Genomic DNA, 24,303 nt, shown 5'->3' with positions numbered 1-24,303 from the left:
CGGGAGCCGACGATGACCACCGCGTTTTCCGGCGACCCCGCGTCGCAACCGACGAAGCAGCGCGTATTCGCGTTCGCGCTGATGTGCGTCGGCTTCTTCATGGCGACGCTCGACATCCAGATCGTCGCGTCGTCGCTGCGCGACATCGGCGGCGGGCTTTCCGCGAGCCAGGACGAACTGTCGTGGGTGCAGACGGCCTACCTGATCGCCGAGATCATCGTGATCCCGATGTCGGGCTGGCTGTCGAAGGTGATGTCGACGCGCTGGCTGTTCGTTGCGTCGGCCGTCGGCTTCACGATCACCAGCATGCTGTGCGGGCTCGCGTGGGACATCAACTCGATGATCCTGTTTCGCGGGCTGCAAGGCGCGCTCGGCGCCGCGATGATCCCGACCGTGTTCACCACCGCGTTCGTGCTGTTCCCCGGCAAGCAGCGGCTGATCGCGTCGACGACCATCGGCGCGCTTGCCTCGCTCGCCCCGGCGATCGGCCCGGTGATCGGCGGCTGGATCACCGACCAATGGTCGTGGCACTGGCTGTTCTACCTGAACCTCGTGCCGGGCATCGCGGTGGCCGTGCTCGTGCCGCGCTACGTGCATATCGACGAGCCCGACCTGAGCCTCATCAAGCGCGGCGACTATCTCGGCATCGTGCTGATGTCCGGCTTTCTCGGCTGCCTCGAATACGTGCTCGAGGAAGGCCCGCGCAAGAACTGGTTCGGGGACGACGTGATCATCATCTGCGCATGGATCTCCGGCATCTGCGGCTTCCTGTTCCTCGTGCATGCGCTGACCGCGAAGGATCCGATCGTCGACCTGCGCGCGCTCGCCGTGCGCAACTTCGGCATCGGCAGCCTGCTGTCGTTCGTGACCGGTATCGGGATCTTCGTGACCGTGTTCCTGACGCCGCTGTTTCTTGCGCAGGTGCGCGCATTCAGCTCGCTGCAGATCGGCATCGCGCTGCTGTCGGTCGGGGCGTTCCAGCTGGTCGCGCTCTGCGCCTATGCGTTCGCCGCGCGCTTCTTCAGCCTGCGCGCGCTGCTCGTGTTCGGGCTGATCTGTTTCGGCCTCGGCTGCTACCTGTACACGCCGATCACGCACGACTGGGGCTGGCGCGAATTGCTGCTGCCGCAAGCGCTGCGCGGCATCGGCCAGCAGTTCAGCGTGCCGCCGATCGTGACGATGGCGCTCGGCTCGCTGCCGCAGTCGCGGCTCAAATCGGCGAGCGGCCTATTCAACCTGATGCGCAACCTCGGCGGCGCGATCGGCATCGCGGTGAGCGCGACGATGCTCAACGACCGGCTGAATTTTCACTATCTGCGCCTGAACGAGCACGTGAGCGCCGGCGAACCGCAGATCGCGTCGCTGCTCGATCGACAGGCCGCGTACTGGGGCTCCGTCGCAGGCAATACGCTGAATACCGCGCAGGCCGGGCTCGCGAACCTGCATCGGCTGATCTATCGCGAAGCGCTGACGCTCACTTATGCGGATGCGTATTACGCGCTGTCGCTGTGTTTCGTCGTCGCGCTGCTCGCCGTCGTGTTTTCCAAACCCATTACGTTGAACGCGCCGCCGCCGGACGCACACTGAGGCCAAGGTCATCATCATGAAAAAGCTACTCGTCGCGCTGGCCGTCAGCGCATTCGCCGCCGGGTGCGCGGTGCAGCCCGCGCAGCATCCGGCGCTGTCCGAATCCGTCCAGACGCTCGCGCCCACCGCATGGGATACCGACGTGCCGCGCGCGGACATCGACGCCGCCGGCTGGTGGGCGCAATTCCACGATCCCGTGCTCGATCAACTGATCGCGACCGTGCTCGACGGCAACCTCGATCTGCAGGCCGCGGCCGAACGCGTGAAGCAGGCACAGGCGCTGACCGTGCAGAAACGTGCGGTGCTGCTGCCCGAACTCGACGCGACCGCGCACGCGTCCGACGCGCGGCAGAACACGCCGCCGCCGCTCGGCTACGTGCGGCAGGCAGGTGCCGGGCTCGCGCTGAGCTGGTCGCCCGACGTGTTCGGCGGCGAACGCCTCGACCTGCTCGCCGCGCAAGCGGAACTTGTCGGGCAGAAGCATGCGGAAGACGCGATGCGGCTCGCGCTGGCGGCCGATGCGGCATCCGCGTATGTCGATCTGCGCTGGGCGCAGCAGGAACTGAAGATCCTGCAGGACAACGCGAGGATTCGCCAGCATGCGCTCGAACTCACGCGCAAGCGGCAGGCGTTCGGGTTGTCGACCGAACTCGACGTGACCCGCGCGCAGAACCAGCTCGATGCGCTCGAAGCGCGGATTCCGCCGACGCAGGCGCAGATCTCGCATCAGCTCAACCTGATTGCCGTGTATTCGGGGCGCACGCCGGAAGCGGTCGACCGGCTCGTGCTGGCGCAGGCCGGGGAGATCCCGGCGCCGCCGATCGGGGCGCCGGGGACGCTGCCTTCGCAGGCGTTGTTGCGGCGGCCGGACGTGCTGACCGCCTATGCGCAGGTCGAACGGCGTGCGGCGCAAGTCGGTGTGGCGAAGGCCGAGCGGTATCCGAAGTTTTCGTTGAACCTGACGGACGGGATCCTGGCCGCGTCCTATCTCGGGTTGCCGACGTTGACCGACAACCTGTTCAGCGCGGCGCTGAGTGCGACGAGCCCGATTTTCAATGCGGGGCGGATTACCGCGGATATCTCGCAGAGTGAAAGCCAGATGCGCGAGTCGGAACTCGGGTTGCGGCAGACGATGCTGCAGGCATTGCGGGAAGTCGAGGATGCGCGCGCGAATCTCGTCAGCTCCGACGAGGCGACACGGAAGCTCGGTAGCGCGCTTTCCGCGTCGGACAAGGCGCTCGGATTGGCGAATCAGCTCTACAAGGGCGGTGCGACGGATTTTCTGGATGTGCTGTCGGCGCAGGAGGTGTATCTGCGGGATTCGGATTCGCTCAACCAGGTCAAGCGTGAGCATGCGCTGGCGGCGGTGGCGTTGTATCGGTCGCTGGGGGGTGGGTGGAGCAGGAATGACGCGGCCGGGGAGGTGGAGGCGGTGGCGAAGAACTAGGCGCGATCGCGATACGGTGCCGGCCGCTACATTGGCCGGCGCGCCGTGCATCAGCAGCACGATTCCGGACACTTGATCGACGACAACGCGATCGAGTCAACCGCCATCACGCGATTGCGAATTCGCACATGCCACCGCGACGCGGTCATCCCGCATCGGGCCAACGATAACCGATCACTTCGTTCAGCGGATACGCAAGCTCGCGCACCTCTTCCAGCTGATTGCCGCCGAACAGATGCACGTATTCGTCGTCGTGACGCAGATAGAACCCGACATGCCCTTTCCAGCTCGCCGGATCGTCGCGCGTCAGGATCGCGATGCAGCCATAGACCGGACGCTCCAGCGGCCGGCCCCATTCGAGCCATGAGCGCGCCAGTGCGGAGCCGGTGCCGCGGAATCCCGCGTGCGTCATGCACCAGTTGACGAAGGACGAGCACCAGGAAATCTTGTCGTCGTAGCCGACCAGGTTCGTGTGGTTGTTGTACTCGACGATGCGCGGGTTGATGCTGCCGGGCGGATGGCGGCGGATGCCGAGTTCGGCCAGCGCGACGGCCATCCATGGCGGATGGGCGGCCTCCGGATTGCGCTCAGGATTGGACAGGGTCACGTCGTTCTCGGGCGAGTGTGATGTGCGTGCAATCTTCGCACGAATCCGAAGGTTGGCAGCGCCACTCACCGACGACGTCGAAAAAGGAAAATCCGGCAGCCCGAACCGGGCGCGCGGATGCAATCGGAAGGTAGAGAATCGATCGCACGCGAGGTTCGGGCGCGCGCTGTTGCGCGCCCGGGTAACTACATGCGCCGGGTGGTCACCACGGCGTTGTGGTTAGCCGCGCGTATCGACCCAGTTGCGTGCCCAGTGTGCCGAGTGCCGCAGTGCCTGCGCTTCACTCTCGAAGTAGTCGAGCGAATAGAACCGGTAGCGGCCTTCCGCGGACGCGCTATCGACGCGCTCGAGCAGCAGGTTGGCTGAAAAACTGCCGTCGGGCAGACGATGCGCCGAGGGCTGGACGGCATAGCCGTTATATCGATGATTTTGTATGTTTTGCATTTCTAATTTTAATAATGTTCGACTGCGCGCGTGCCGTGCGATATGTGCACGGATGCGCCGATTCAACGCCATTGCGCGCTGAATCTCAAGCAGTCGGAAAGCGAAAATAAGGCGCTGCGGCCGGAGGAGGAATGAAGTGCAACGAGACGTGTGACGCCGGGTTGGCCGCTGAATGAACAGAAGCAGCCACGAACACGCGCGCCAACTTTAGGAGACCAGGCTCCGTGAGGATGTCGCTGCGACCCGGCGCCCATCGTGGGAGGCCGGGCCCTTCAAACTTTACAGCGGCTGGATGTTGGCCGCTTGCAGACCCTTCGGGCCTTGCTTCGTCTCGAAGCTCACTTTCTGGTTTTCAGCCAGCGTCTTGAAGCCGTCGGCACGAATTTCCGAGAAATGAGCGAACAGGTCGTCGCCGCCGTTGTCCGGCGTGATGAAGCCAAAGCCTTTGCTGTCGTTGAACCACTTGACGATACCGGTATCCATGAAGATTCCTTGAGAAAAAAATAGAGAGATTTGCTCTGTTGAAGAGCGCGTGAAGCGTCAAGGAGGGAGAGGACAACGAATACCGCTGTGGAGAGCGAGCAATTGATGAACAGCAATCGGACTTCTTGGACTTCGATGCACACACTAACCGCCGGGCAGGTGCGCGTCAACAGATAACTTGTAACTGTTTCATCTCGCGATCCGCTTTTCGGGCGAATCGATGTGGCCCCAACCGGCTGCGCGCCTGGCCTGGCGCGAATGGCACACGGTCCCCACGCGAATACGCCGATCGGCAACACCCTTCCCGCCGGATGATTTCCGCTCGATCCAACCGTATCATGTCGGTAGCCGCCTCCGATTCCCGCCTGCCATGCGCATCACGCCTCTCCCCCCACTGCAATGCCTCGTCGCGTTCGAAGCCGCCGTGCGGCATGCGAGCTTCACCAAAGCCGCCGCCGAACTGCACCTGACCCAAAGCGCGATCAGCCGCCAGATTCAACAACTCGAGGAATTCCTCGGCCGCTCGCTGTTCGTGCGCGAGCACCGCTCGCTGCGGCTGACGATCGCCGGCGAACAATACGCGGCACAGGTCCACCACCTGCTCACGCAATGCGCGGAAGCCACGCACGACGTGATGAAGCCGTACGGCGATCTCGAACTGACGATCGCGTGCTCGTCCGGCGTCGCGGTGCTGTGGCTGACGCCGCGGCTGCCGCACTTTCGCGCCGCGTATCCGAACATCAAGCTGCGCCTGATCGTGCGCGATGCGCTCGCATCGATGTCGCCGGCGGAATTCGACGTCGGCGTCTACTACGTGCGTCAGCAGACGCCGGCCGAATACACCGCGCGCCGGCTGTTCGACGAGGAAGTGTTTCCCGTCTGCGCGCCGGGCTATCTGGCCGGCCGCACGCTGGACGCGGCCGATCTCGCGAACGAAACGCTGCTGCGCCTCGAGGACGGCCAGCGCCAATGGATGTCGTGGTCCGAATGGTTCGACATGAACGACGTCGACCGGCAGAAGGCGCAACCGCAGGACATCACGATCAACTCCTATCCGCAGATCGTGCAGATGACGATTCTCGGCCAGGGCGTGTCGCTCGGCTGGCGCTACATGATCGACGCATGCATCGAAGCGGACCTGCTCGTGCGCGTGACGGAAGCGTCCGCGAGCCATGGCGGCGGCTATTACGTGATCTCGCCGAACGACCGCGTGCAGAACCAGGCCGCCCGCCTGTTCACGCGCTGGCTGTTCGAACAGGCGGAGCAGCAGACCGCGCCCTGACGCTCCGGGCGCGATGCATGCGTACAGCGCATGCGTGCATGCGAATCTTTCGTTTCAGAAAAAAATCCGGCTGTCCGTAGCATGGGATTCACGCGGGGCAGTCGTCCCGGCTTCTGACAAAGGAAAAGACCATGCAAGGAACGCTTTCCCCGCGCGCCGCGTCTGCCGTCGATGCGGCCGTGCAGCAACGCCGCCGCGCCATCGTCGCGACCGTGATCGGCAACGGCCTCGAATGGTTCGACTTCACCGTCTACAGCTTCTTCGCGGTGATCATCGCGAAGCTGTTCTTCCCGACCGGCAACGAACTGACGTCCGTGCTGCTGACCGTCGCGACGTTCGGCGTCGGCTTCTTCATGCGGCCGGTGGGCGGGATCGTCCTCGGCGTGTATGCGGACAAGGTCGGACGCAAGGCCGCGCTGTCGCTCACGATCCTGCTGATGGCGGCCGGCACGGCGCTCATCGGGATCGCGCCGACCTACGAACAGGCCGGCATCGCCGCGCCGCTCCTGATCGTCGTCGCGCGGCTGCTGCAAGGTTTCTCGGCCGGCGGCGAGATGGGCGGCGCCACCGCGTTCCTTACCGAATACGCGCCGCCGGAGAAGCGCGCGTATTACTCCAGCTGGATCCAGTCGAGCATCGGCTTCGCGGTGCTGCTCGGCGCGGCGACCGGCACGTTCGTCACGACATCGCTCGACACGCAGGCACTGCACAGCTGGGGCTGGCGGTTGCCGTTCCTGCTCGGAATCATCGTCGGGCCGGTCGGTTACTTCATCCGCAGCCACATCGACGAGACGCCCGCGTTCAGCGCCGTCGAATCGCAGGTGAAGGAAAGCTCGCCGCTGAAGGAGGTGCTGTCCACCTACCCGCGCGAGACGTTCGCGAGTTTCTCGATGGTCATCCTGTGGACCGTCTGCACCTACGTGCTGCTGTTCTACATGCCGACCTATTCCGTGCGCACGCTGCATCTGCCGCAATCGACCGGCTTCGTGGCCGGCATGATCGGCGGGCTGATGATCATGTGCTGCTCGCCGATCGTCGGCCGGCTCGCCGACGTGTGGGGACGGCGCGTGTTCCTGTCCGGCTCGGCGCTCGCGATCCTCGTGCTCGCGTGGCCGATGTTCGCGTGGATCAACCATGCGCCCGGGTTCGCGTCGCTGATCGTGTTCCAGGCCGTGTTCGGCGTGCTGATCGCGACCTATACGGGGCCGATCCTCGCGGCGTTCGCTGAGCTGTTTCCGACCAAGGTGCTGTCGACCGGGCTCTCCGTTGCGTACAACTTCGCGGTGACGATCTTCGGCGGGTTCGCGCCGTTCCTGATCACGTGGCTCATCGCCCGCACGGGCAGCAACATGGCGCCGGCGTTCTACGTGATGCTCGCGGCGGCCGTCAGTTTCGTCGGCACGCGCTTCGTGAAGGATGCGAAGCGTGCGGCCTCCACGACTCGATAAGGATTTTTCCATATGACCATTACCGTGCTGCAAGGCGGCGACGTGCTCGACCTCGAACGAGGCGTGTTGCTCGAACATCATCATGTCGTGATCGAAGGCGAACGGATCGTCGAAATCACCGATCGGCCGGTGGATTTGCCGAATGCGCAGGTGATCGACGTGCGCGGCAAAACCGTGATGCCGGGGTTCATCGATTGCCATGTGCATGTGCTGGCTTCGAATGCGAATCTTGGCGCGAATGCGACGCAGCCGAATATTCTTGCGGCGATCCGGTCGCTGCCGATTCTCGATGCAATGTTGTCGCGTGGGTTTACCAGCGTGCGGGATGCCGGGGGCGCGGACTGGAGTTTGATGCAGGCGGTCGAGACGGGGCTGATTCCGGGGCCGCGGATTTTTCCGTCGGGGAAGGCGTTGTCGCAGACCGGCGGGCACGGGGATTTTCGGCCACGGGGGGATTTGCTGGAGCCCTGCTCCTGCTGTTTCAGAACGGGGGCGATTGCGCGGGTCGTCGATGGGGTTGAAGGTGTACGGCTTGCCGTGCGTGAGGAGATTCAGAAAGGCGCGACGCAGATCAAGATCATGGCGTCAGGCGGCGTGGCTTCGCCGACCGATCCGATTGCGAACACACAGTATTCGGAGGACGAGATTCGGGCGATCGTCGACGAGGCCGAGGCCGCGAATACGTATGTGATGGCGCATGCGTATACGGGGCGAGCGATTGCGCGGGCCGTGCGATGCGGCGTGCGGACGATCGAACATGGGAATCTCGTCGATGAAGCGGCCGCGAAGATCATGCATGAGCATGGGGCGTTCGTGGTGCCGACGCTCGTCACTTATGACGCGCTGGCCAAACATGGGGCGGAGTTCGGGATGCCGGCGGATTCCATCGCGAAGGTGGCTTCCGTGCAGCAGAAGGGACGCGAGTCGCTTGAGATTTATGCGAAGGCCGGCGTGAAGATGGGGTTCGGGTCGGACCTGCTTGGCGAGATGCATGCGTTTCAGTCTGGGGAGTTTCGGATTCGCGCGGAAGTGCTCGGGAATCTGGAAGCGCTCAGGTCGGCGACGACGATGGCGGCGGAGATTGTGAATATGCAGGGGCAGCTTGGGGTGGTTGCCGTGGGGGCGATCGCCGACCTCGTCGTGCTGGATGGGAATCCGCTTGAGGATATTGGGGTCGTGGCTGATGAAGGCGCGCGGGTCGAGTATGTGTTGCAGCGGGGGGCGGTTGTGAAGCGGCGTGCCGGCGGGCGTTGATGTGAATTCATGCCGCGACTTCGGCAGGCGCGGTGCGGCCTCACGGACCACGCGGTCGTGACAGTTATCGAAGACGGCAGTGGGTGTGAGTCACGGCGTTTGCGGCAATGGCCGGGCGGCGTCGCCCCGGCCGGCCGTCGTGTTCATGCGACGCCTGCCTTCCATTCGCCAGAGCCGCATCAAACGGCCCGTGCAGGTGTTATAGCGGCGACGGCCCCCGGCCAGGTTCGTGGTATGGCTGCTCTTGGAGTGCCGGCGTCAGCCGTTGTCGACTCCTTATCTGCGTTGCCCGCAAACTCAAAGGCCGGTGGCCCCCTCGGCGCGATCAACACGGTGGCGCTACGCTCCTTGCCCTTTGTGTTTCGACTTCCGCCAGAATTCGCTTGCCTACCGCGCCGTAAAAGCGCAGCCCAGTAGAGCAACCGCGGATACGTAACGTGACCGTGCGTAAAAGGAACATCTTTCCTTGAGATGCGCTGATTGCATCCCAGGGTATGGAGATCGCCGGAAGTCGCAAGTTCAAGGGAAAGCCGGGGCGTATCCACAAGTGTTGAGGATAGAATTCAACGGCCACGCTGAAGCTGGTCCATTTTACTCGGCATGAAACCCAGCGATAGGAGCCATTGGAGATTGGCCTCTCGTTCGGGGCATCCCGCCTCGTCTTGTACCGCTCAAGATCCTTCCAGCCGGACAGCCACCGCACTACCTGGAGCCCGGAACCAAAGAAAACAATTACGACAAAGAAAAATCGGATGGTATCGAGCATATTCCGTGGCGTTAGGACGCACCCGCCACGAATCGCTTCGTCGGGTGCAGGTTGCCGACCACTCGTGCAGTGTGGGGACGGGATACCCAAATCTTGATGGCGCCGAAGGACCATAACGGGTCGAACGCGGGCGGTCATGGTCGGCTGCTTTCGACCCGGAGCGGACTGACCGGTTAGGCTACCTGTCCGTGGTAGTCCGGTCATCCTGCATATCTAGGCGTTTGGGGCGACTCGACCTACTCTGCTTGTCGGACTTCGAAATACAAATTGCCCGTTGTTTGTCGTGGCAGTTCATCTGATCCGACTTGATAACTAACCTCGAACGAACAGATATCCTCCTTTTGTTGCGCGGAATTATTTCGCACTGGCTGGCGCCTCTGCCGTTGAATTTACCCTCTCGACGACACAATAACGTAGTCGCAGATTGTTGACGATCTGTTGGCCCGCGTTGAATGGCCCTTCCTGGCCGGAACGCGACCAGCTGCCACCCTGTGACGTGCGGCCCGCGCAGATCGACCCGTTGCTGCCGTTCAATAACAAGGATGCCGACAGCTGTTTGAGTACCCGGAAGCGGACCCTCATGATGTGGCGTACGAGCTTTTTCGCCTCTTTCGCAAGCGAGCGTAGGCTCTACTGCGGGGGCTTCCACTCGCCCGCCCATAGATCGAAATACTTGAGAGCCGAGATGCGGCCGAGTACGACCTGTTCGCCAATATCGTCGACGACTTTGAACGGGATGGAAATCCCGAAATTGCCTCCCGACAATGGAAAGATCTCGGCGAATGGAGCCGCATTCCCCAATTTCTCAACCACCTCTGCTCGGCTCCTGGCGGCAACTATGACTTGAATGCCCATCAGCGCTTGAACTCCACGTTAGCTAGGTCGCAGAGCGCTGCCCTGACTTGGTCAATCGTCGCTTCGCTCACCGATTGACCGCGAACATCATAGACAAGCTGACATTTCCAGGGACCCGAAGGCAGGTGCGGTCGACCGTGCACGATGCGCGCTCGGTTGTACTCGATGCTTAGACAAGCGGCCTCCGCCGATTCCAAGCTATGGTTGGCTACTAGGACAAACTGGCGCAATTTTTCGTTTACAAATTCGGGTGTGAACATATGGGTCCGTTCTCGCCAAGAATGCCATTTTACTCAAAGCTTTCAAACGATTCTCAATGCGCTCGCGAAATGCTCGGATTACGATACGTGCTGCACCAGCGCGCTGTAGAGACGGCAGATTGAGACCCGAAAGCAGACTTCAGTGCGCGCCATGTGAGTGACCGCAATTAGCCGAACGCAGACAATGCGTCCGACAATCCGGCACCAAAACTGTGCTTCCTATTGAACAATGTCACTCAAGATAAGAATCCGGCGGCGACTTTCGCCACCATCGCAGCAATCACAGTGACAAACACCACCACATCCACCTCAGCCCTTCGATCTGGAAATGCGTTTCATTTCCATAATCGCCACAAATCCGGCACCAACAAGCAAAACGGCTGCCGCAGCCCCACGGCAGCCGTCCTCAGAAACGTCCCAACCCCAAACCCCAAACCACCCCTTACGCATCCACCTTAAAAGCCGAAACCAACTTGGTCAATTCCGCCGCCTGCTGCTTCAAACTCTCCGCCGCGGCCGCACTTTCCTCGACCAAAGCCGCATTCTGCTGCGTCATCTGATCGAGCGACTGCACCGCGTCCCCGATCTGATCGATCCCGGCGCTCTGCTCCAGGCTGGCCTCGGCAATCTCGCTCATCATCGCGCTCACGCCTTGAACCTGCGAGACAACGTCGCTCATCACCTTCCCCGCCTCACTCACCAGCCGCGACCCGGTATTCACCGTCCCCGCGCTATGCTCGATCAGCGCCTTGATCTCCTTCGCCGCCTGCGCACTGCGCTGCGCCAGATTCCGCACCTCCGAAGCAACAACAGCAAACCCGCGCCCCTGCTCTCCCGCCCGCGCCGCCTCCACCGCGGCATTCAGCGCCAGAATATTCGTCTGAAACGAAATACTGTCGATCATCACGATGATCTCGGAGATACGCTGCGACGCGTTGCTGATCTGCTCCATCGTCGTCACGACCTCGCCCACCACCTGCCCGCCACGCGCCGCCGTATCCGATGCGCCGTTGATCATCTTCGCGGCCGTCGTCGCCGTCTCGGTGTTGTTGCGCACCACGGCCGTGATCTCTTCCATCGACGAAGCCGTCCGCTCCAGGTTGCTCGACTGCCCTTCGGTACGCTCGCTCAGATCCGCATTCCCCGAAGCAATCTGCGCCGACCCGGTCGCAATCGACGCCGACGCCGCGCGAATCCGGTGCACGAGCGTCGACAGCGACGACACGAACCGGTTGAACGCATCCGACAACTGCCCGATTTCGTCCTGGCTCTCGACCGTCATCCGGCGCGTCAAATCGCCCTGACCACTGGCGATCTCCGACAGCAGCGTCGCCGCCCGACGAATCGGCGCGGCAATCGCACGGCCCACCAGCCAGATCACCAGCAGCGCAACCGCGAGGCCCACCACCGCCGCAACCAGCGCCGCGCTGCGAATGGCCCGCGTCACCGGCCCGAGCAATTCAGCCTGCGGTACTTCGACGACCACATACGCATTCAGCTCCGGAATGAACGACGTCGCGATGAAGCGCGCGCCGCCGTCGCCGTCGTAACTGAGGTACGCGTACGGCTTGCCGGCGAGCAGCGTCGACGACGCATCGCCCGGCAGCCCTGGCTGATCCTTCAGGAAATGCTTGCCGTCGATCAGCGACGTGTCGCGATGCATCATGAACGCGCCGTCGGGACGCACGAGATACGCGAACCCGGTCTGGCCGATCCGGTAGGCCGAAATGCCCTTCGCAAGCGCATCCACGGACAAGCTCATGCTCGCCGCGCCGATCGGCGCGCCGTCGAGTTCCACGCGGCTGTTGATGAACATCATGTAGCCGCCGACGGTCACCTCGCGATCCATGTTCACGTCGAATGCCTTGCCCGACGACAGGAAACGCGTCAGCCACTGATCCTTGTCGGTCACCTTCCGCTGCAGGCCGGCTTCGTTGTAGTAGTTGCCGCTCTTCACCGACACCCACTGCACGGACGCGGCCTTCTGCTCGTCCTTCACGTTCTTCGCGAGCTGGATCCAGTTGCGCGTGCCGGCGTCGGGTTCGCCGTCGGCTTCCCATTGCAGCAGGAACGCATCGCGCGCGAGAATGCGCGACGCTGCGATCGGGCCGGCCATCTGGCGCTGCACGTCGGCACGAATGCCGTTCACGGCGGTCGGCAACTCTTCACGGACGACGCGATCGCGCACCGCGTTGCCGATCAGACGAACGCTGAGCCCGCTCGAAATCGCGACAAACACGAGCAGGCAACTCGTCATGCTGAGAATCAGCTTGTTCTGAATGGAAAGCTTGCGCCAGAAGTGCATGGGGAACCCTCGGTAACCGCTCGGTCTGAGCCAGTTTGGGTTATCGGCATGCACGCGCGGAATCGCATCGCTGATTTCAGATATCGACCATGCGAGATTCGTTATGTTGATGACGGGCGGACATAAGCGTCGACCCATACGCAAGGATCGGATCAGTACGCAACGAAAATCGTGACGCGCCGATTCCTTGCCCTTGATGCGGCGTCGTCCCCCACAACGAGCGGCTGCGTATCGGCCCGCCCGATCGCCGCCAGCCGATGCGGCGCCACACCGCGCTCCGTCAGGTAGCGCACCACACTCCCCGCACGCGCCGACGATAGTTCCCAGTTCGATTCGTATTTGGCGTTGGCAATCGGCACATTGTCCGTGTGGCCTTCGACGAGGATGTCGCCGGTTGCGTGCGCGCTCAGTGCCTGCGCGATCTGGTTCAGCACCGGCGACGAATCGGGCAGCAGGCGCGCATCGCCGACATTGAACAGGATCTTCGCATCGATGCCGATCTCGACGCCGTGCGGCGCCTTAACCAGCGAGATCCGGCCATTCGACTTCAACGAATCGAGCAGCGCGAGCCACGGCGGTGGCGCATGGTCGGGTTTCACGGTGTCGGCAGCACTGGCAGCGCTTCCGGCCTGCCGCGCTAGCGTCTGGAAGCGCGCATCGAGCGCGTTGTATTTCGCGAGCTGCAGCACGTACAGCGCGAGAAACAGCACCATCAGCGTCGTGATGAGATCCGCGTACGAAATCAGCCAGCGTCCGGATTGCGCGCCTTCGAGTTCGTCATCGTCGCGATCGGCCGCGGATGCGCCGTCAGTTCGAGCTGTCATGCGGTCGAGAATCCCGGTTCGTCATATGGCGCTGGCGCCTGAACGCGCACACGTCCATCAAGCAAGCGATTCCGCCGCCCGCCCGCGCACATCGCCGGTCAGGCGCGTTTCGATCGTGTGCGGCGACTCCCTGCGCGAAATCGCGAGCAAGCCGTCGAGATACAGCTTGCGGAACCGCATCTCGCTGTCGATCTGCGCGCGCAGCTTGCCGTACAGCGGCAGAAACACGAGGTTCGCAAACGCGAGCCCGTAGAGCGTCGCGACGAACGCCACCGCGATGCCCGGCCCAAGCTGCGCGGGTTCGAGAATATGGCTCGTCACCTGCACGAGCCCGAGCACCGAGCCGAGAATGCCGAACGTCGGCGCATAGCCGCCGGCCTGCTGCCACACGCGCACGGCGGCGAGGCGGCTGCGCTCGTACGCATCGAGTTCGCGCTGCAACGCATCCTCGAGCACGGCGGTCGACACGCCGTTCGCCAGCAGTTCCAGCCCGCGGCGCGCGAACGGATGAATGCCGCTTACGTCCATCGATTCGAACGCGAGCAGCCCGTCGAGCTTCGCGCGGTCGCCCCATTCGAGCAGGTCGGACAGGTTCTTGCGATCGACCTCGCGCGCGCGCACGAACGCGAGCCGCAGCTGCTTCACCGCATCGAAGAAGCGTGCCCACGTGTTCTGGATCATCACCGCGCCGAGCGTGCCGCCGAGCACGATCACGAGCGCCTCGAACTGAAACAGCATCGAGAAATGACCGCCTTCCAGCGCGAAACCGAACACGATCGCCGCGCCGCCGAGCACCACACCGGCCAGGGTCAACAGATCCATACGCCTCCCCGTCTCATGCATCCGACGACGACGTCGACGCCACCGGCGCCACGCCCGCCGCAGGCGCCTTCGCCGCACGCACGGCATCCAGCACGCGCTGCTCGATTTCCTCGACCTCGATCGGGTCGAGCTTGATCTCGCGGCGCATCACCCATGACACCTCGTTGCGCCGCGCCTCGGTCATCACGGAAAACAGCTTGTCGGCCACCGCGCGATCGTCGAGGTTCGCGATCAGCTTCGCGAGATCGTACGTGTCGAACGCGCTGATCACGTCGAACAACGTGCGCTGGTCGACCCACACGAGATCCTCCAGCGCGCGCACGTCGCCGCCGCGCCGCGCGTTGCGCCGCGAGAAGTACGCAACGCCCTTCTGCTCGACGTAACTGAGCACCTTCGATTTGCGGAACGCGAACACTTCGTCGGCGATCTCGCCGTTCGACAGCTTGTTGAGCAGCAGCGTCTTGTCGACGCCGATCAGCGATTCGAGATCCGCCAGTTCGATGAGTTCGAGTTCGCTGTTGATCGACAGGTCGAGATCGTGATCGGCGACCTGCTGCGCGCGATCGATGATGCGCGCGGCGTCGAACGTGACGACCTGGCGCGCGTCCGATGAAGCCGCGTAGTCGACGGCACCGCCGGCACCGTCGGATTGCGCGGCTTCGATCGTGACGAGATTGAGTTTCTCCATGCGGCGCAGCATCGCGAGCACGTGCGGGCGCGAGTGGCCGGCAATCGCGCGGCATTTGCGGATCACCTCGGCGAGCGGCACGGAAGCTTCGGCGGCATGCGCCTGCATCGGCCGGCGCGCCCATGTATCGCCCGCGTCGCGCGTGTCGGCGCCCGCCATCAGCGACAGCACGTGCGCATACGACAGCACGCCCGGCATGAAGTCGGCATGCGTGTAAGTCGCAAGCTGGTCGTCCTTGCGCTTCACGCGGCGGATCATGGTTCGCACGATATGGCGCAGCAGCGCGGACACGCGCTCGATTTCATCGTCAAGCATGCCGGCTGGCACGACCGTGAGCTGACAGAACGACAGCGCCTTCGCGGTATGCGCGCGCGGCTCGGCCGCGAGCAGCGCCGATTCGCCGAAGAACTCGCCGCGGCCGAGCGTCGCGACGATCACGCGCTTGTCGTCGCAGCGCGTGGACAGCTCGACCTTGCCGTCGGTAATGAGGAAGATGACGGGCTCGCCGGCGAAGCCCTCGGAATAAATGATTTCTCCGGGCGCCGCCGTACGCGTCCACGATTGCTGACGATTCAAGTCGATTCCCCTGCTGCGCTGGTTGTTGCGGACTGCGCGTCGCCCGTCGAAAGCGCGCGATCGCGAGTCGTCCCCGTGACTCGTTTACGTCATCGGGCTCAACATCCTTTAGGGAATTCGTCCTCGTTTCCGACCGAAATCAAGGTAAAACGTTTGCGAGTGGCGCAAGCGCGTCGAATGTTCGTTTCGCCGCTTGCGCGCGTAGTGAAATTGAAAGCGTACGGCGGCCGTGTGCGTCAGAACTCCATGTCGAGTTCGTCGATGTCTTCATGCTCGGCCTTCGCCGCATCGATCCATTCCGCGACGAACGGCTGCGCGAGCACGCGCATGCAGTATTCGGCGATGTCCGGCTCGAGCTTGACGTCGTAGGTCAGGAAGCGCGTGACGACCGGCGCGTACATCGCATCGGCGATCCCGATCTGCGCGCCGAACAGCCAGGGGCCCCCGTACGCGGCGAGGCACTCGCGCCAGATCGTGACGATCCGCTCGATATCGTGCTGCGCGCGTGACCAGATCCGGAAGCCGGGAAAATGCGCGCGCAGGTTCATCGGCAGCGCGGAGCGCAACGCGCTGAAGCCGGAATGCATCTCGCCGCAGATCGAGCGGCAATGCGCGCGCGCATGCCGGTCGTCGGGCAGCAGCCGCGCCTGCGGCCGGATCTCGTTCAGGTACTCGGCGATCGCGAGCGTATCCCATACCTTGCTGCCGTCGTGCGTCAGGCACGGCACGAGGATCGACGGCGACAGCAACAGCAGTTCCGCGCGCGACGCCGCATCGATCGGCACACTGACCGTCTCGAACGCGAGGCCGCTCAGCTTCGCGAGCAGCCAGCCGCGCATCGACCACGACGAGTAATTGCGGCTGCTGATGGTCAGCGTCGTCAGTCCGGTGGATTCCATGTTGCTCCCTGCTGGTTGCCGTTCGTGCCCCTGCACCGAAACGGATGCATCACGCCGTGATCCGCACCACGCCTGTGCGACCCATTCGCCGAACTGGCGCAGCGCCGCACGGTGTCGCGACACGCATCGCACGCCGGAGCGGTGCGGCCACGCATCGACCGCACCTGCCCGTCGTCTTGCGCCGCCCGCGCCGCCGCGTTTCCGAACCGCGTGCAACGCGCGTGCCAGCCGCATGCTGGCACACGGCTTGCCTCGTTCCTTGCAACGCGGCGCAACGAGCGACGGCCATGAACCTGCTTGCCTATCCGTTTTACCAATGGTCTGCCGAATGCGTGCGCCCGGCGCGCGCATGGGCGGCCGCCACCCGTGCGACGATGTCGCTGTGGCCGCCCTCGACGTCGACGCCGACCGGCCGCATGCTCGACGCGCTGTGCGAACTGCTCGAATGCTGCGCATTCTCGCACCGGCGTCCGCCGTTCGGAATCGAATCGATCGCCGTCGACGGCGACACGGTGCCGATCGTCGAGGAAGCGGCGGCCGTCACGCCCTTCGCGACGCTGTTGCACTTCCGCAAGGCGCGGCCCGTCGCACGCCAGCCGCGCGTGCTGATCGTCGCGCCGATGTCCGGACACTTCGCGACGCTGTTGCGCGGCACCGTGCAGACGATGCTGGCCGATCACGACGTGTACATCACCGACTGGCACAACCCGCGCGACATCCCGCTGACGGCCGGGCGCTTCGGCTTCGACGAATACGTGGCGCACGTGATCGACTTCATCCGCCAGATCGGCCCGGACGCGCACGTGCTCGCGATCTGCCAGCCGACGGTCGCCGCGCTCGCGGCGGTTTCGCTGATGGCGGCCGGCGGCGATCCGGCGCAGCCCGCGAGCCTGACGCTGATGGCCGGCCCGATCGACTGCCGCGTGAATCCGACGAAGGTCAACGCGCTCGCGACGAGCCAGCCGATCGAATGGTTCGCGCGCAACCTGATCAGCGTCGTGCCGGCGGGCTTCGTGGGCGCGCAGCGGTGCGTGTATCCGGGCTTCGTGCAGGTCGGCGCGTTCATGTCGATGAACCCGGACCGGCACGCGGCGTCGTTCGCCGATCTGTACTACCAGCGCGCGAAAGGCGACCCGGCGAAAGCCGACACGCTGCGGCATTTCTACGACGAATATTTCGCGACGGCCGACCTCACCGCGGAGTTCTATCTGGAAACGGTCGAGAAGGTGTTCCAGCAATACGCGCTCGCGCGCGGGGAGCTGACGGTCGGCGACCGGCTCGTCGAACCGGCGGCGATTCATCGCACCGCGCTGTTGACGGTCGAAGGCGAGAAGGACGATATCTGCGCGGTGGGCCAGACGGTGGCCGCGCAGGAACTGTGTTCGGGGTTACCGTCGTATCTGAAGACGCACCACGTCCAGACGGGTGTGGGGCACTACGGCGTGTTCAACGGCAGCCGGTGGGAAACGCAGATCTATCCGATCGTGCGGGCGACGATCCATGACAACGAGCCGTACGATCGCACCGCGAATGCGGAAGGCGACCCAAGCGGCACCCACTACGTCACGCTGCGCGCCCTGCTCGATGCGCGCGCAACCGGGAGCGACGCAACGACGGAAACACGATCGCATCACGCGCACTGAGCGTGCGCGTCGCCGCAAACGAATCGCCCCGCCGAAGAGGCGGGGCGACGTTTGCTGCGGCGTTCGGGCGACGCGCGAGCGAAGGCACTCGCGCGCCGGCACCGCGCGTTACGAGCAGGCCTTGCCGTGCGACGCGTGGTAGCCCTTCGCCTTCGCGTCGGCTTCCGACATGTAGCTGCCGTGCTTCGTCTTGCCGTAGTACTTGTCGGTCGAGCAGTGGTAGACCTTCGTGCTGTCGTTCGCCCACACCTTGCCCGCACCGCCGCCCGGCGCGGCTGCCGTCGTCGCGGCGGCGCTCTTCGCGGGTGCCGTGCCCGATGCCGGCGCGGCGGACGCCGCCGTGGCCGGCGCCGCGGCCGGTGCGCTCGCCGCGGCGGCGGCCGATGCGCCGTACCACGTCTTCACACCCTTGTGGCCCGCACAGGCGCCCTTCTTCGATGCGCCCGAGTAGAACGAGCCGTCCTTGCACAGCCCGGTCGTGCCGGCCGGCGCGCTGGCCGGAACCTGCGCGAACGCACCGATCGACACACCCATGCCGGCGACCAGCGCGGCGATCAACATCGTTTTTTTCATGGTCCTCTCCTGATTTGCCTGAATGATGAAAACGTCCCGGGCATCCCCGGGCAAAGCCGCGGTTACCGCACCCAGCGGCACACGCGATGGTGGTGATGATCGAAATGGCACACGCGGTGCGAATGCGCTTCGGCCAGTGCCGGCACGAGCACGGCGCAAGCCAGTGCGGTTGCCGTCAGGATCTTCGCGATGCGGTTCATGGTGAAACTCTCCCGGATAAATCAGCCGGTGATCCGGCTGGTCACTCCTTAACGCCGGTCGTCGACCGGCCGTGCACCGCGCGGCCGCGCAATTGACGATCTTTGACATCGCGTCGCGAATCGGCGCTCGAAGCTGACGAATGTCTTTCTTTTCTTTCCGGATCTTCAGCGCCGCAACGGTTTGGAATTCGAAGCAACGTTCCGAAGCGGGAGGCGGGTCGCAGCAGTCCACAGCTCAATAAAAAACCGCCCGAAGGCGGTTGGTCTCGAGCATGCGCCCGGCGCGCGCCGGAAACCCGGCAAGCTATGCGCCCGCCTCGCCCCACGGCGTCGGCGCGGGTACCGCGCACGGCCCGTCGACGTCGATCGACTTGAAATCGGCGGGCCCGACGATCTCCAGGTACTCCATGTCCGGCGAATAGTCGAACAGGTAGTGGACGATCCCCGGCGCCTGGTGCACGCAGTCGCCGGCGGCTACCAGCGTTTCCTGTTCGCCATACATGAAGCGAGCCCAGCCCTTCAGCATGATCACGATATGGAACTCGGCCTCGTGACGGTGCCAGCCGGTGCCCGCCTCCGGTGCATGGTTTGCCCTGACGAGTTGCGCGACGACCTTGCCGTTCGTCGCGGCCGCGATGCCGAGATCGCGGTACAGGAAGAAGTCGCGCAGGCCCTCGCCTTGATAGGCGGTGTCCTGCGGCTTCACGTGGGAAAAAGCGGTGGTGGTCTGCTCGCTCATCGCTGTGCTCCTTCATCGAAAGGATCACGCGTGACAAGCATTTAGCGTTCCAGTTTGCAGCGGCGCGACGCCCGCGTGCGCAGCCCTGCCCGTCAGCAGCGTTTGCGCGATCATCGCCGCGCCGACATTCATGGCGCGTTTCTCAAACTGGGTTGCCGCCTGATCCGCAGGAATACCCGGCATGCAAAGCAGTCTTCGAGAAACCTGCTCTTAGCGTAGCCATTCACCCACCCGGGCGCGATTCGACGCGATCCATCGCGCGACACCCTTCTGCGGATCGGATTCACCGGCGGCACGGATATCGTTCATCAGCGAGCCGAGCGTCTGGTCGTCCATCTTCCATGCACCGAGCCAGCGCGCGACATCCGGACGTGTCTGACTGAAGCCGGCCTTCGCGATTGCATAGATCGCATCGGGTTGACCGAACACCTGCTTCGGGTCTTTCAGGTAGTGCATCGGATACTTCGCCCACACCCAATGCGGATTCCACAGCGTGACGACGATCGGCTGGCGACGCTTTGCCGCGCGATCCAGCGCGAGCAACATCGCAGCCTCCGATGACGGCAACACAGTCGCGTCGAGCGCATAAGCGGTGCGCGCCTCGCCCGTCAGTTTCATCAGGCCGCTGCCGGGTTCGATGCCGAAAATCGTCGGCTTGCCGTCGTGGCTGAACTGGGCGGCATGTGCGTTCAACTGGTCGATGCTGTCGATCGCGACGTAATCGGGCACCGCGAGGCCCAGCTGAGCGCGGGGAAACCACGGGCCGATCTTCTCGACGCGCGACTTGATCGCATCGTACGGCGGGCCGTCCGCGGATGGCAGCCAGACTTCGAACGTCAGATCGAGCTTGCCCTGCGCGACGCCGTTATAGATGATCGCCTTGTCGCCCGACTGCAGCGTGACGTCGTAGCCTTTTTCCGCAAGCAGCGCCTTCCACAGATTCGCGACCGCGATATTCTCGGCCCAGTTGTTCACTCCGATCACCACCGTTCCGTTGCCGGCGGCGTGCGCCGACGCCGAAACCGATAGCACGAAGAAAAGCATGAACCGCCCGAGTACCGGGCGACGCATGGTGACAATAAACAGGCGGGCAAGCAACGACAGGATCATGAGAAGGGCTCCTATTGAATGGGGAAGGCACTGAGGCAAGGCATAACGCGGCCGATGGAACCGGGCGGGAGCGATCGCGCGGACACCGGCATCCGTGGCAACGGTCATCCGTTCGCTCACAGATATATTTATTGCGCCAATTTCGTTTTGACAGCGAGGAATTCCGATAGGGACCATCGGAGAGGCCGAACGATCGCGTCGTTGCGTTGGGCCCGGCTCCCGCGAGGCTACGGGATGCGATGCACGATCATTCAGGCCGGCGACGGCGCGCTCGCCGCGCGGCGGCGCTCCTCGACCATCGTCTCGATCAGCAGAGCCAGATCGTCGGCTGCAGGATTGCGACTGCCGGGTGAGCGCAGCAGCTCGAGATCTGCGGGCGGCAGCGCCGGCAAGCCGTCTTCCATGTCCAGCACGCGCCAGTTCGCGGGCAGCGTGCAGCGGTCGATGATCGTCACCGCCGCACCGTGATTGACGGCGACCTTGATGCCGGTCGGGCTCTGGCTCGTGTAGATCACGTGATACTGCCGCCCGAGTGCCGCCAGTGCCGCGAGTCCACGCTGACGGTAGCAGCATGTTTCCGGAAACAGCGCGAGCGGCACGGACGCGCCGCCCGGTAACACGAAATCGCGATGCGCGGCCCACACCACGTCCTCGCGGCCGAGATGACGCCCACCGCTTTGCGCGCCGTGCCTGACGACCAGTGCCAGATCGAGTTCGCCCGCCTGCAGGCGCTCGATCAGCTCCAGCGACATTCTGCAATCGATATGCGGGCGCGCATCCGGCCGCAGGCGATAGAACTTTTCGAGCAGATCGGGCAACCAGAGCTCCGCGTAATCCTCAGGCAAGCCGAAGCGAATCACGCCATGAGCGCTCGTGCGTTTGAGTGCCGCTATCGCTTCGTTCTGCACCTGAATGATGCGGCGCGCATGGATCAGGAAGTTTTCCCCGTCTCGCGACAATGCCAGACGGCGACTGTCGCGCAGAAACAGGTGCGTTTCCAGCCGCTCTTCGAGCGTACGGATGCGAAGGCTGATCGTCGATTGCGTCCGGTGCATCTGCCTGGCTGCGGCGGTCACGCCGCCGCTGTCGACCACCGTGATGAACGCGCGCACCAGTTCTCCGTCGAGCGAGCTGAGTTGAGACCAATCGGGTTCGCTGATGTCAGTCATCGAAATTACTCGTTATCCAAGGGAATTTGTCGATCGAATCATTGACGCATCGATAGGCCGATTGTTGTCGAAAACAATTCAGGCCACAAACGCCTCACCCCTCGAAACTGGAGCCAACCGTGCAAGCAAGCCCGCCTCTCGCCGACGCAGAATGTACTGATCTGAGCGACATCGTCGATACCGACCACTATCCGTTGCATGACCCCGGGCACGCCGGAATGCGCGACCTGCTCGCAACGTGCCGGGCCCAGCTGACCGCCAGCGGCAGCGCGGTGTTGCGCGGCTTCCTGCGCCCCACCGCACTGGAACAGGCGCGCGTCGAAGGGCTCGGCTTCGCGAAAAAGACCTATTTCTCGAGCCGCAAGGTCAATGCGTATTTCACCGCCGACGATCCGTCGTTGCCCGCCACGGATCCGCGCCGCATCTTTATGGATCGCACGAGCGGCTTCGTCACGCGCGACGTGATCCCGGCCGATGCAATCGTTCACCGAATTTACGTGGCGCGTGCGATGAAGCAATTCGTCGCTGCATGTCTCGGCGAAACGCAGATCTGGGAATACGCGGACCCGTACGCCGGACTGGTTCAGAACGTCATGCCGCCCGGCACCGAACAGCCGTGGCACTACGACACCAACGAATTCATCGTGTCGATGATGACGCAGCAGCCCACGGCAGGCGGCGATTTCGAGTACTGCCCGAACATCCGGTCGCCCGAGGGTGAAAACTACGATGCGGTCGGCGCGGTGGTGCGCGGAGAGACGCGCACGCCGATCAGCGTGATTACGCTGCAGCCGGGCGATCTGCAACTGTTCAAGGGCCGTTTCTCGCTGCACCGCGTGACCCAGGTGCGCGGCGACATCGATCGTCACACTACGATCTTCGCCTATTCGAAGAAGCCCGGGGTGGTCGGCCGCCTCGAGCGAACCCGCCAGCTGTACGGCCGCGTATCCGAAATGCATCTGGAAGCCGAACAGACACTGGTCCGCGCGGACAACCTGGTCGACTGACGATGCGATTTCCCGATGGGTAGACCCATCCCATTACTTCGTTGTACTGACACTTATAACGTTACCCCTGCCATCATGACGATGCTTCGACCGACTCACCGCCCGGAAGATTGCGAGCCTACCGCCGACGAAATCGCCCAGATCCAGCGCGACCGGCTTGCCGCGGTTCGCCGCGAACTGAAGAAACGCGACCTGACCGCCGCTATCCTGTTCGACCCTACCCACATGCGATACGCCACCGGCTCTCGCAACATGCAGGTGTATTCGATGCGCAATCCCGCACGCTATCTGTTCGTGCCGGCCGAGGGAAAAGTCGTGCTGTTCGAATACGCGGGATGCGAATTCCTGGCCGACGGACTCGATACCGTGGATGAAGTCCGGCCCGCGACCGCGATTTCGTACTACTTTTGTGACGACATGCTGCGTCAGATCACGGAGCGCTGGGCGGACGAGATTGACGATCTGGTTCGCTCGTGCGGTGGCGGCAAGCGGATCGCGATCGAAAGTGCGACATCGGCGGCCGCATTTGCGTTGCAAGCGCGCGGCTATGAGATTTCGGACGCCCAGGAGCCGCTCGAACGCGCCCGTGCAATCAAGGTGCCGAACGAGATCAAGATGATCCGCGCGTCACTGCGCGCGGCGGAAGCGGGTGTGCGCAAGCTCGAGGCCGCCCTCGTGCCCGGCATCAGCGAGAACGAGCTGTGGTCGTACCTGCATCAGCATGTGATCGAGACCGACGGTGACTATGTCGAGACCCGCTTGATAAGCTCGGGCCCGCGCACGAATCCATGGTTCCAGGAAAGCAGCCCACGCAAGATCCAGGCGGGAGAACTGGTCGGGCTCGATACCGACGTGGTGGGCCGCTTCGGCTACTACGCGGATTTCTCGCGCACTTTTCTTTGCGGCGACGGTCCCGCGTCCGCCGCGCAAAAGACGCTGTACCGCCTCGCCTATGAGCAGATCCACACGAACATGGAGAACGTAAGGGCCGGCACCACGTTCCAGGAATTCATCGCGAAGGCGTGGCAGATCCCGCAGCCGTATCGCGCACGCCGCTATTTCGCGCTGGCCCACGGCGTCGGGATGACAGGCGAATACCCGTATATCTGTCATCGCGAGGACAACGATGCAAAGGGCTACGACGGCGTGATCGAACCCGGCATGACGCTGTGCATCGAGAGCTACATCGGCCACGAGGACGGAGGCGAAGGCGTGAAGCTCGAGGAACAGGTCTACGTCCGCGACGACGGCCAGCTCGAACTGCTGTCCGACTACCCGTTCGAGCGCCGCCTGCTCGCCTGAACGCCGCGCGAGA

The 24,303-nt window shown here is 63.7% G+C and carries 23 protein-coding genes; 8 read left to right on the top strand and 15 right to left on the bottom strand.

The annotated features are described in order from the left end of the window. The first annotated feature begins 12 nt into the window (after window positions 1–12). Both AC1VVG_RS23460 and AC1VVG_RS23455 read left to right on the top strand, forming a co-directional pair. Window positions 13–1,587, top strand: a complete 1,575-nt coding sequence (locus AC1VVG_RS23460; protein ID WP_034185641.1) for a DHA2 family efflux MFS transporter permease subunit — start codon at window positions 13–15, stop codon at window positions 1,585–1,587. Between the two features lie 16 nt (window positions 1,588–1,603). Further along, a complete protein-coding gene (locus tag AC1VVG_RS23455) occupies window positions 1,604–3,034 on the top strand; it encodes an efflux transporter outer membrane subunit (protein WP_482836403.1) in 1,431 nt (476 codons plus the stop codon). 145 nt (window positions 3,035–3,179) lie between these two features. On the opposite strand, the gene AC1VVG_RS23450 is transcribed toward AC1VVG_RS23455, so the two are convergent. The 3 genes from AC1VVG_RS23450 to AC1VVG_RS23440 all read right to left on the bottom strand — a co-directional run bounded on the left by AC1VVG_RS23450 (window position 3,180) and on the right by AC1VVG_RS23440 (window position 4,568). Further along, the gene (locus AC1VVG_RS23450) at window positions 3,180–3,590 is read right to left on the bottom strand and encodes a TIGR02594 family protein (protein WP_034185639.1); all 411 of its coding nucleotides are present in this window, start codon (window positions 3,588–3,590) and stop codon (window positions 3,180–3,182) included. Between the two features lie 270 nt (window positions 3,591–3,860). Next, window positions 3,861–4,085, bottom strand: a complete 225-nt coding sequence (locus tag AC1VVG_RS23445; RefSeq protein ID WP_034185638.1) for a hypothetical protein — start codon at window positions 4,083–4,085, stop codon at window positions 3,861–3,863. A gap of 279 nt (window positions 4,086–4,364) precedes the next feature. Then, window positions 4,365–4,568 carry a cold-shock protein gene (locus tag AC1VVG_RS23440; protein WP_034185637.1) on the bottom strand — a complete coding sequence of 68 codons (204 nt, stop codon included), beginning with the start codon at window positions 4,566–4,568 and terminating at the stop codon, window positions 4,365–4,367. 370 nt (window positions 4,569–4,938) lie between these two features. Between AC1VVG_RS23440 and AC1VVG_RS23435 the strand changes: the two genes are divergently transcribed. The 3 genes from AC1VVG_RS23435 to AC1VVG_RS23425 all read left to right on the top strand — a co-directional run bounded on the left by AC1VVG_RS23435 (window position 4,939) and on the right by AC1VVG_RS23425 (window position 8,552). Further along, window positions 4,939–5,850, top strand: coding sequence for a LysR substrate-binding domain-containing protein (locus AC1VVG_RS23435; protein WP_482836401.1), 912 nt, complete (start codon window positions 4,939–4,941; stop codon window positions 5,848–5,850). Window positions 5,851–5,981: 131 nt separating this feature from the next. Continuing rightward, window positions 5,982–7,298 carry an MFS transporter gene (locus tag AC1VVG_RS23430; protein ID WP_482836400.1) on the top strand — a complete coding sequence of 439 codons (1,317 nt, stop codon included), beginning with the start codon at window positions 5,982–5,984 and terminating at the stop codon, window positions 7,296–7,298. 12 nt (window positions 7,299–7,310) lie between these two features. Then, window positions 7,311–8,552: a metal-dependent hydrolase family protein gene (locus AC1VVG_RS23425; protein ID WP_482836398.1), complete on the top strand. Its 1,242-nt coding sequence runs from the start codon at window positions 7,311–7,313 to the stop codon at window positions 8,550–8,552. Between the two features lie 1,396 nt (window positions 8,553–9,948). On the opposite strand, the gene AC1VVG_RS23420 is transcribed toward AC1VVG_RS23425, so the two are convergent. From AC1VVG_RS23420 to AC1VVG_RS23395, 6 genes are all read right to left on the bottom strand, one after another. Beyond that, on the bottom strand, window positions 9,949–10,173 hold the full coding sequence (locus AC1VVG_RS23420) for a hypothetical protein (protein ID WP_301741973.1): 225 nt from the start codon (window positions 10,171–10,173) through the stop codon (window positions 9,949–9,951). Window positions 10,174–10,875: 702 nt separating this feature from the next. Then, window positions 10,876–12,738, bottom strand: a complete 1,863-nt coding sequence (locus tag AC1VVG_RS23415; protein ID WP_482836397.1) for a methyl-accepting chemotaxis protein — start codon at window positions 12,736–12,738, stop codon at window positions 10,876–10,878. A 152-nt stretch (window positions 12,739–12,890) separates the two neighbouring features. After that, window positions 12,891–13,562 (bottom strand): OmpA/MotB family protein, encoded by a 672-nt coding sequence (locus tag AC1VVG_RS23410; RefSeq protein WP_069704567.1) that lies wholly within the window; start codon window positions 13,560–13,562, stop codon window positions 12,891–12,893. A 57-nt stretch (window positions 13,563–13,619) separates the two neighbouring features. Further along, window positions 13,620–14,384, bottom strand: coding sequence for a flagellar motor protein (locus AC1VVG_RS23405; RefSeq protein WP_034185630.1), 765 nt, complete (start codon window positions 14,382–14,384; stop codon window positions 13,620–13,622). Between the two features lie 13 nt (window positions 14,385–14,397). After that, complete coding sequence (locus tag AC1VVG_RS23400; protein WP_034185629.1) at window positions 14,398–15,648, bottom strand: Crp/Fnr family transcriptional regulator; 1,251 nt, start codon at window positions 15,646–15,648, stop codon at window positions 14,398–14,400. 236 nt (window positions 15,649–15,884) lie between these two features. Then, the gene (locus AC1VVG_RS23395) at window positions 15,885–16,547 is read right to left on the bottom strand and encodes a glutathione S-transferase family protein (protein ID WP_034185628.1); all 663 of its coding nucleotides are present in this window, start codon (window positions 16,545–16,547) and stop codon (window positions 15,885–15,887) included. Window positions 16,548–16,834: 287 nt separating this feature from the next. Between AC1VVG_RS23395 and AC1VVG_RS23390 the strand changes: the two genes are divergently transcribed. Continuing rightward, window positions 16,835–18,190 (top strand): polyhydroxyalkanoate depolymerase, encoded by a 1,356-nt coding sequence (locus AC1VVG_RS23390; RefSeq protein WP_049035779.1) that lies wholly within the window; start codon window positions 16,835–16,837, stop codon window positions 18,188–18,190. A gap of 108 nt (window positions 18,191–18,298) precedes the next feature. Here AC1VVG_RS23390 and AC1VVG_RS23385 read toward each other — a convergent pair whose 3' ends face one another. The 6 genes from AC1VVG_RS23385 to AC1VVG_RS23360 form a co-directional block, all read right to left on the bottom strand. Further along, window positions 18,299–18,763: a DUF3761 domain-containing protein gene (locus AC1VVG_RS23385; protein WP_034185626.1), complete on the bottom strand. Its 465-nt coding sequence runs from the start codon at window positions 18,761–18,763 to the stop codon at window positions 18,299–18,301. A 62-nt stretch (window positions 18,764–18,825) separates the two neighbouring features. Next, a complete protein-coding gene (locus AC1VVG_RS23380) occupies window positions 18,826–18,963 on the bottom strand; it encodes an HHHH-motif protein (protein ID WP_006488624.1) in 138 nt (45 codons plus the stop codon). A gap of 304 nt (window positions 18,964–19,267) precedes the next feature. Further along, window positions 19,268–19,702, bottom strand: a complete 435-nt coding sequence (locus AC1VVG_RS23375; RefSeq protein WP_049035781.1) for a cupin domain-containing protein — start codon at window positions 19,700–19,702, stop codon at window positions 19,268–19,270. A gap of 24 nt (window positions 19,703–19,726) precedes the next feature. Further along, entirely contained in the window at window positions 19,727–19,885 is a 159-nt protein-coding gene (locus tag AC1VVG_RS23370) for a hypothetical protein (protein ID WP_185733030.1), read from the bottom strand. A gap of 27 nt (window positions 19,886–19,912) precedes the next feature. Then, the gene (locus tag AC1VVG_RS23365; RefSeq protein ID WP_241012823.1) at window positions 19,913–20,920 is read right to left on the bottom strand and encodes a glycine betaine ABC transporter substrate-binding protein; all 1,008 of its coding nucleotides are present in this window, start codon (window positions 20,918–20,920) and stop codon (window positions 19,913–19,915) included. 143 nt (window positions 20,921–21,063) lie between these two features. Continuing rightward, window positions 21,064–21,924 carry a LysR family transcriptional regulator gene (locus tag AC1VVG_RS23360; RefSeq protein ID WP_231750644.1) on the bottom strand — a complete coding sequence of 287 codons (861 nt, stop codon included), beginning with the start codon at window positions 21,922–21,924 and terminating at the stop codon, window positions 21,064–21,066. Between the two features lie 275 nt (window positions 21,925–22,199). Here AC1VVG_RS23360 and AC1VVG_RS23355 point away from each other — a divergent pair, with 275 nt between their 5' ends. After that, complete coding sequence (locus AC1VVG_RS23355) at window positions 22,200–22,988, top strand: HalD/BesD family halogenase (protein ID WP_206141133.1); 789 nt, start codon at window positions 22,200–22,202, stop codon at window positions 22,986–22,988. An 81-nt stretch (window positions 22,989–23,069) separates the two neighbouring features. Further along, window positions 23,070–24,290, top strand: a complete 1,221-nt coding sequence (locus AC1VVG_RS23350) for a M24 family metallopeptidase (RefSeq protein WP_208456738.1) — start codon at window positions 23,070–23,072, stop codon at window positions 24,288–24,290. Window positions 24,291–24,303: the final 13 nt, after the last annotated feature.

It is taken from the genome of Burkholderia sp. L-4 (assembly GCF_056856535.1).
Note: the sequence above shows the minus strand (reverse complement) of the source record. Positions and strands in the feature narration are given on the sequence as shown.

What these genes read in the sequence shown, in the direction of transcription:
- AC1VVG_RS23460 (WP_034185641.1), top strand. Translation starts at nt 13, where the DNA reads ATGACCACCGCGTTTTCCGGCGACCCCGCGTCGCAACCGACGAAGCAG.
- AC1VVG_RS23455 (WP_482836403.1), top strand. Translation starts at nt 1,604, where the DNA reads ATGAAAAAGCTACTCGTCGCGCTGGCCGTCAGCGCATTCGCCGCCGGG.
- AC1VVG_RS23450 (WP_034185639.1), bottom strand. Translation starts at nt 3,590, where the DNA reads ATGGCCGTCGCGCTGGCCGAACTCGGCATCCGCCGCCATCCGCCCGGC.
- AC1VVG_RS23445 (WP_034185638.1), bottom strand. Translation starts at nt 4,085, where the DNA reads ATGCAAAACATACAAAATCATCGATATAACGGCTATGCCGTCCAGCCC.
- AC1VVG_RS23440 (WP_034185637.1), bottom strand. Translation starts at nt 4,568, where the DNA reads ATGGATACCGGTATCGTCAAGTGGTTCAACGACAGCAAAGGCTTTGGC.
- AC1VVG_RS23435 (WP_482836401.1), top strand. Translation starts at nt 4,939, where the DNA reads ATGCGCATCACGCCTCTCCCCCCACTGCAATGCCTCGTCGCGTTCGAA.
- AC1VVG_RS23430 (WP_482836400.1), top strand. Translation starts at nt 5,982, where the DNA reads ATGCAAGGAACGCTTTCCCCGCGCGCCGCGTCTGCCGTCGATGCGGCC.
- AC1VVG_RS23425 (WP_482836398.1), top strand. Translation starts at nt 7,311, where the DNA reads ATGACCATTACCGTGCTGCAAGGCGGCGACGTGCTCGACCTCGAACGA.
- AC1VVG_RS23420 (WP_301741973.1), bottom strand. Translation starts at nt 10,173, where the DNA reads ATGGGCATTCAAGTCATAGTTGCCGCCAGGAGCCGAGCAGAGGTGGTT.
- AC1VVG_RS23415 (WP_482836397.1), bottom strand. Translation starts at nt 12,738, where the DNA reads ATGCACTTCTGGCGCAAGCTTTCCATTCAGAACAAGCTGATTCTCAGC.
- AC1VVG_RS23410 (WP_069704567.1), bottom strand. Translation starts at nt 13,562, where the DNA reads ATGACAGCTCGAACTGACGGCGCATCCGCGGCCGATCGCGACGATGAC.
- AC1VVG_RS23405 (WP_034185630.1), bottom strand. Translation starts at nt 14,384, where the DNA reads ATGGATCTGTTGACCCTGGCCGGTGTGGTGCTCGGCGGCGCGGCGATC.
- AC1VVG_RS23395 (WP_034185628.1), bottom strand. Translation starts at nt 16,547, where the DNA reads ATGGAATCCACCGGACTGACGACGCTGACCATCAGCAGCCGCAATTAC.
- AC1VVG_RS23390 (WP_049035779.1), top strand. Translation starts at nt 16,835, where the DNA reads ATGAACCTGCTTGCCTATCCGTTTTACCAATGGTCTGCCGAATGCGTG.
- AC1VVG_RS23385 (WP_034185626.1), bottom strand. Translation starts at nt 18,763, where the DNA reads ATGAAAAAAACGATGTTGATCGCCGCGCTGGTCGCCGGCATGGGTGTG.
- AC1VVG_RS23380 (WP_006488624.1), bottom strand. Translation starts at nt 18,963, where the DNA reads ATGAACCGCATCGCGAAGATCCTGACGGCAACCGCACTGGCTTGCGCC.
- AC1VVG_RS23375 (WP_049035781.1), bottom strand. Translation starts at nt 19,702, where the DNA reads ATGAGCGAGCAGACCACCACCGCTTTTTCCCACGTGAAGCCGCAGGAC.
- AC1VVG_RS23370 (WP_185733030.1), bottom strand. Translation starts at nt 19,885, where the DNA reads ATGCCGGGTATTCCTGCGGATCAGGCGGCAACCCAGTTTGAGAAACGC.
- AC1VVG_RS23365 (WP_241012823.1), bottom strand. Translation starts at nt 20,920, where the DNA reads ATGACCGTTGCCACGGATGCCGGTGTCCGCGCGATCGCTCCCGCCCGG.
- AC1VVG_RS23355 (WP_206141133.1), top strand. Translation starts at nt 22,200, where the DNA reads ATGCGCGACCTGCTCGCAACGTGCCGGGCCCAGCTGACCGCCAGCGGC.
- AC1VVG_RS23350 (WP_208456738.1), top strand. Translation starts at nt 23,070, where the DNA reads ATGCTTCGACCGACTCACCGCCCGGAAGATTGCGAGCCTACCGCCGAC.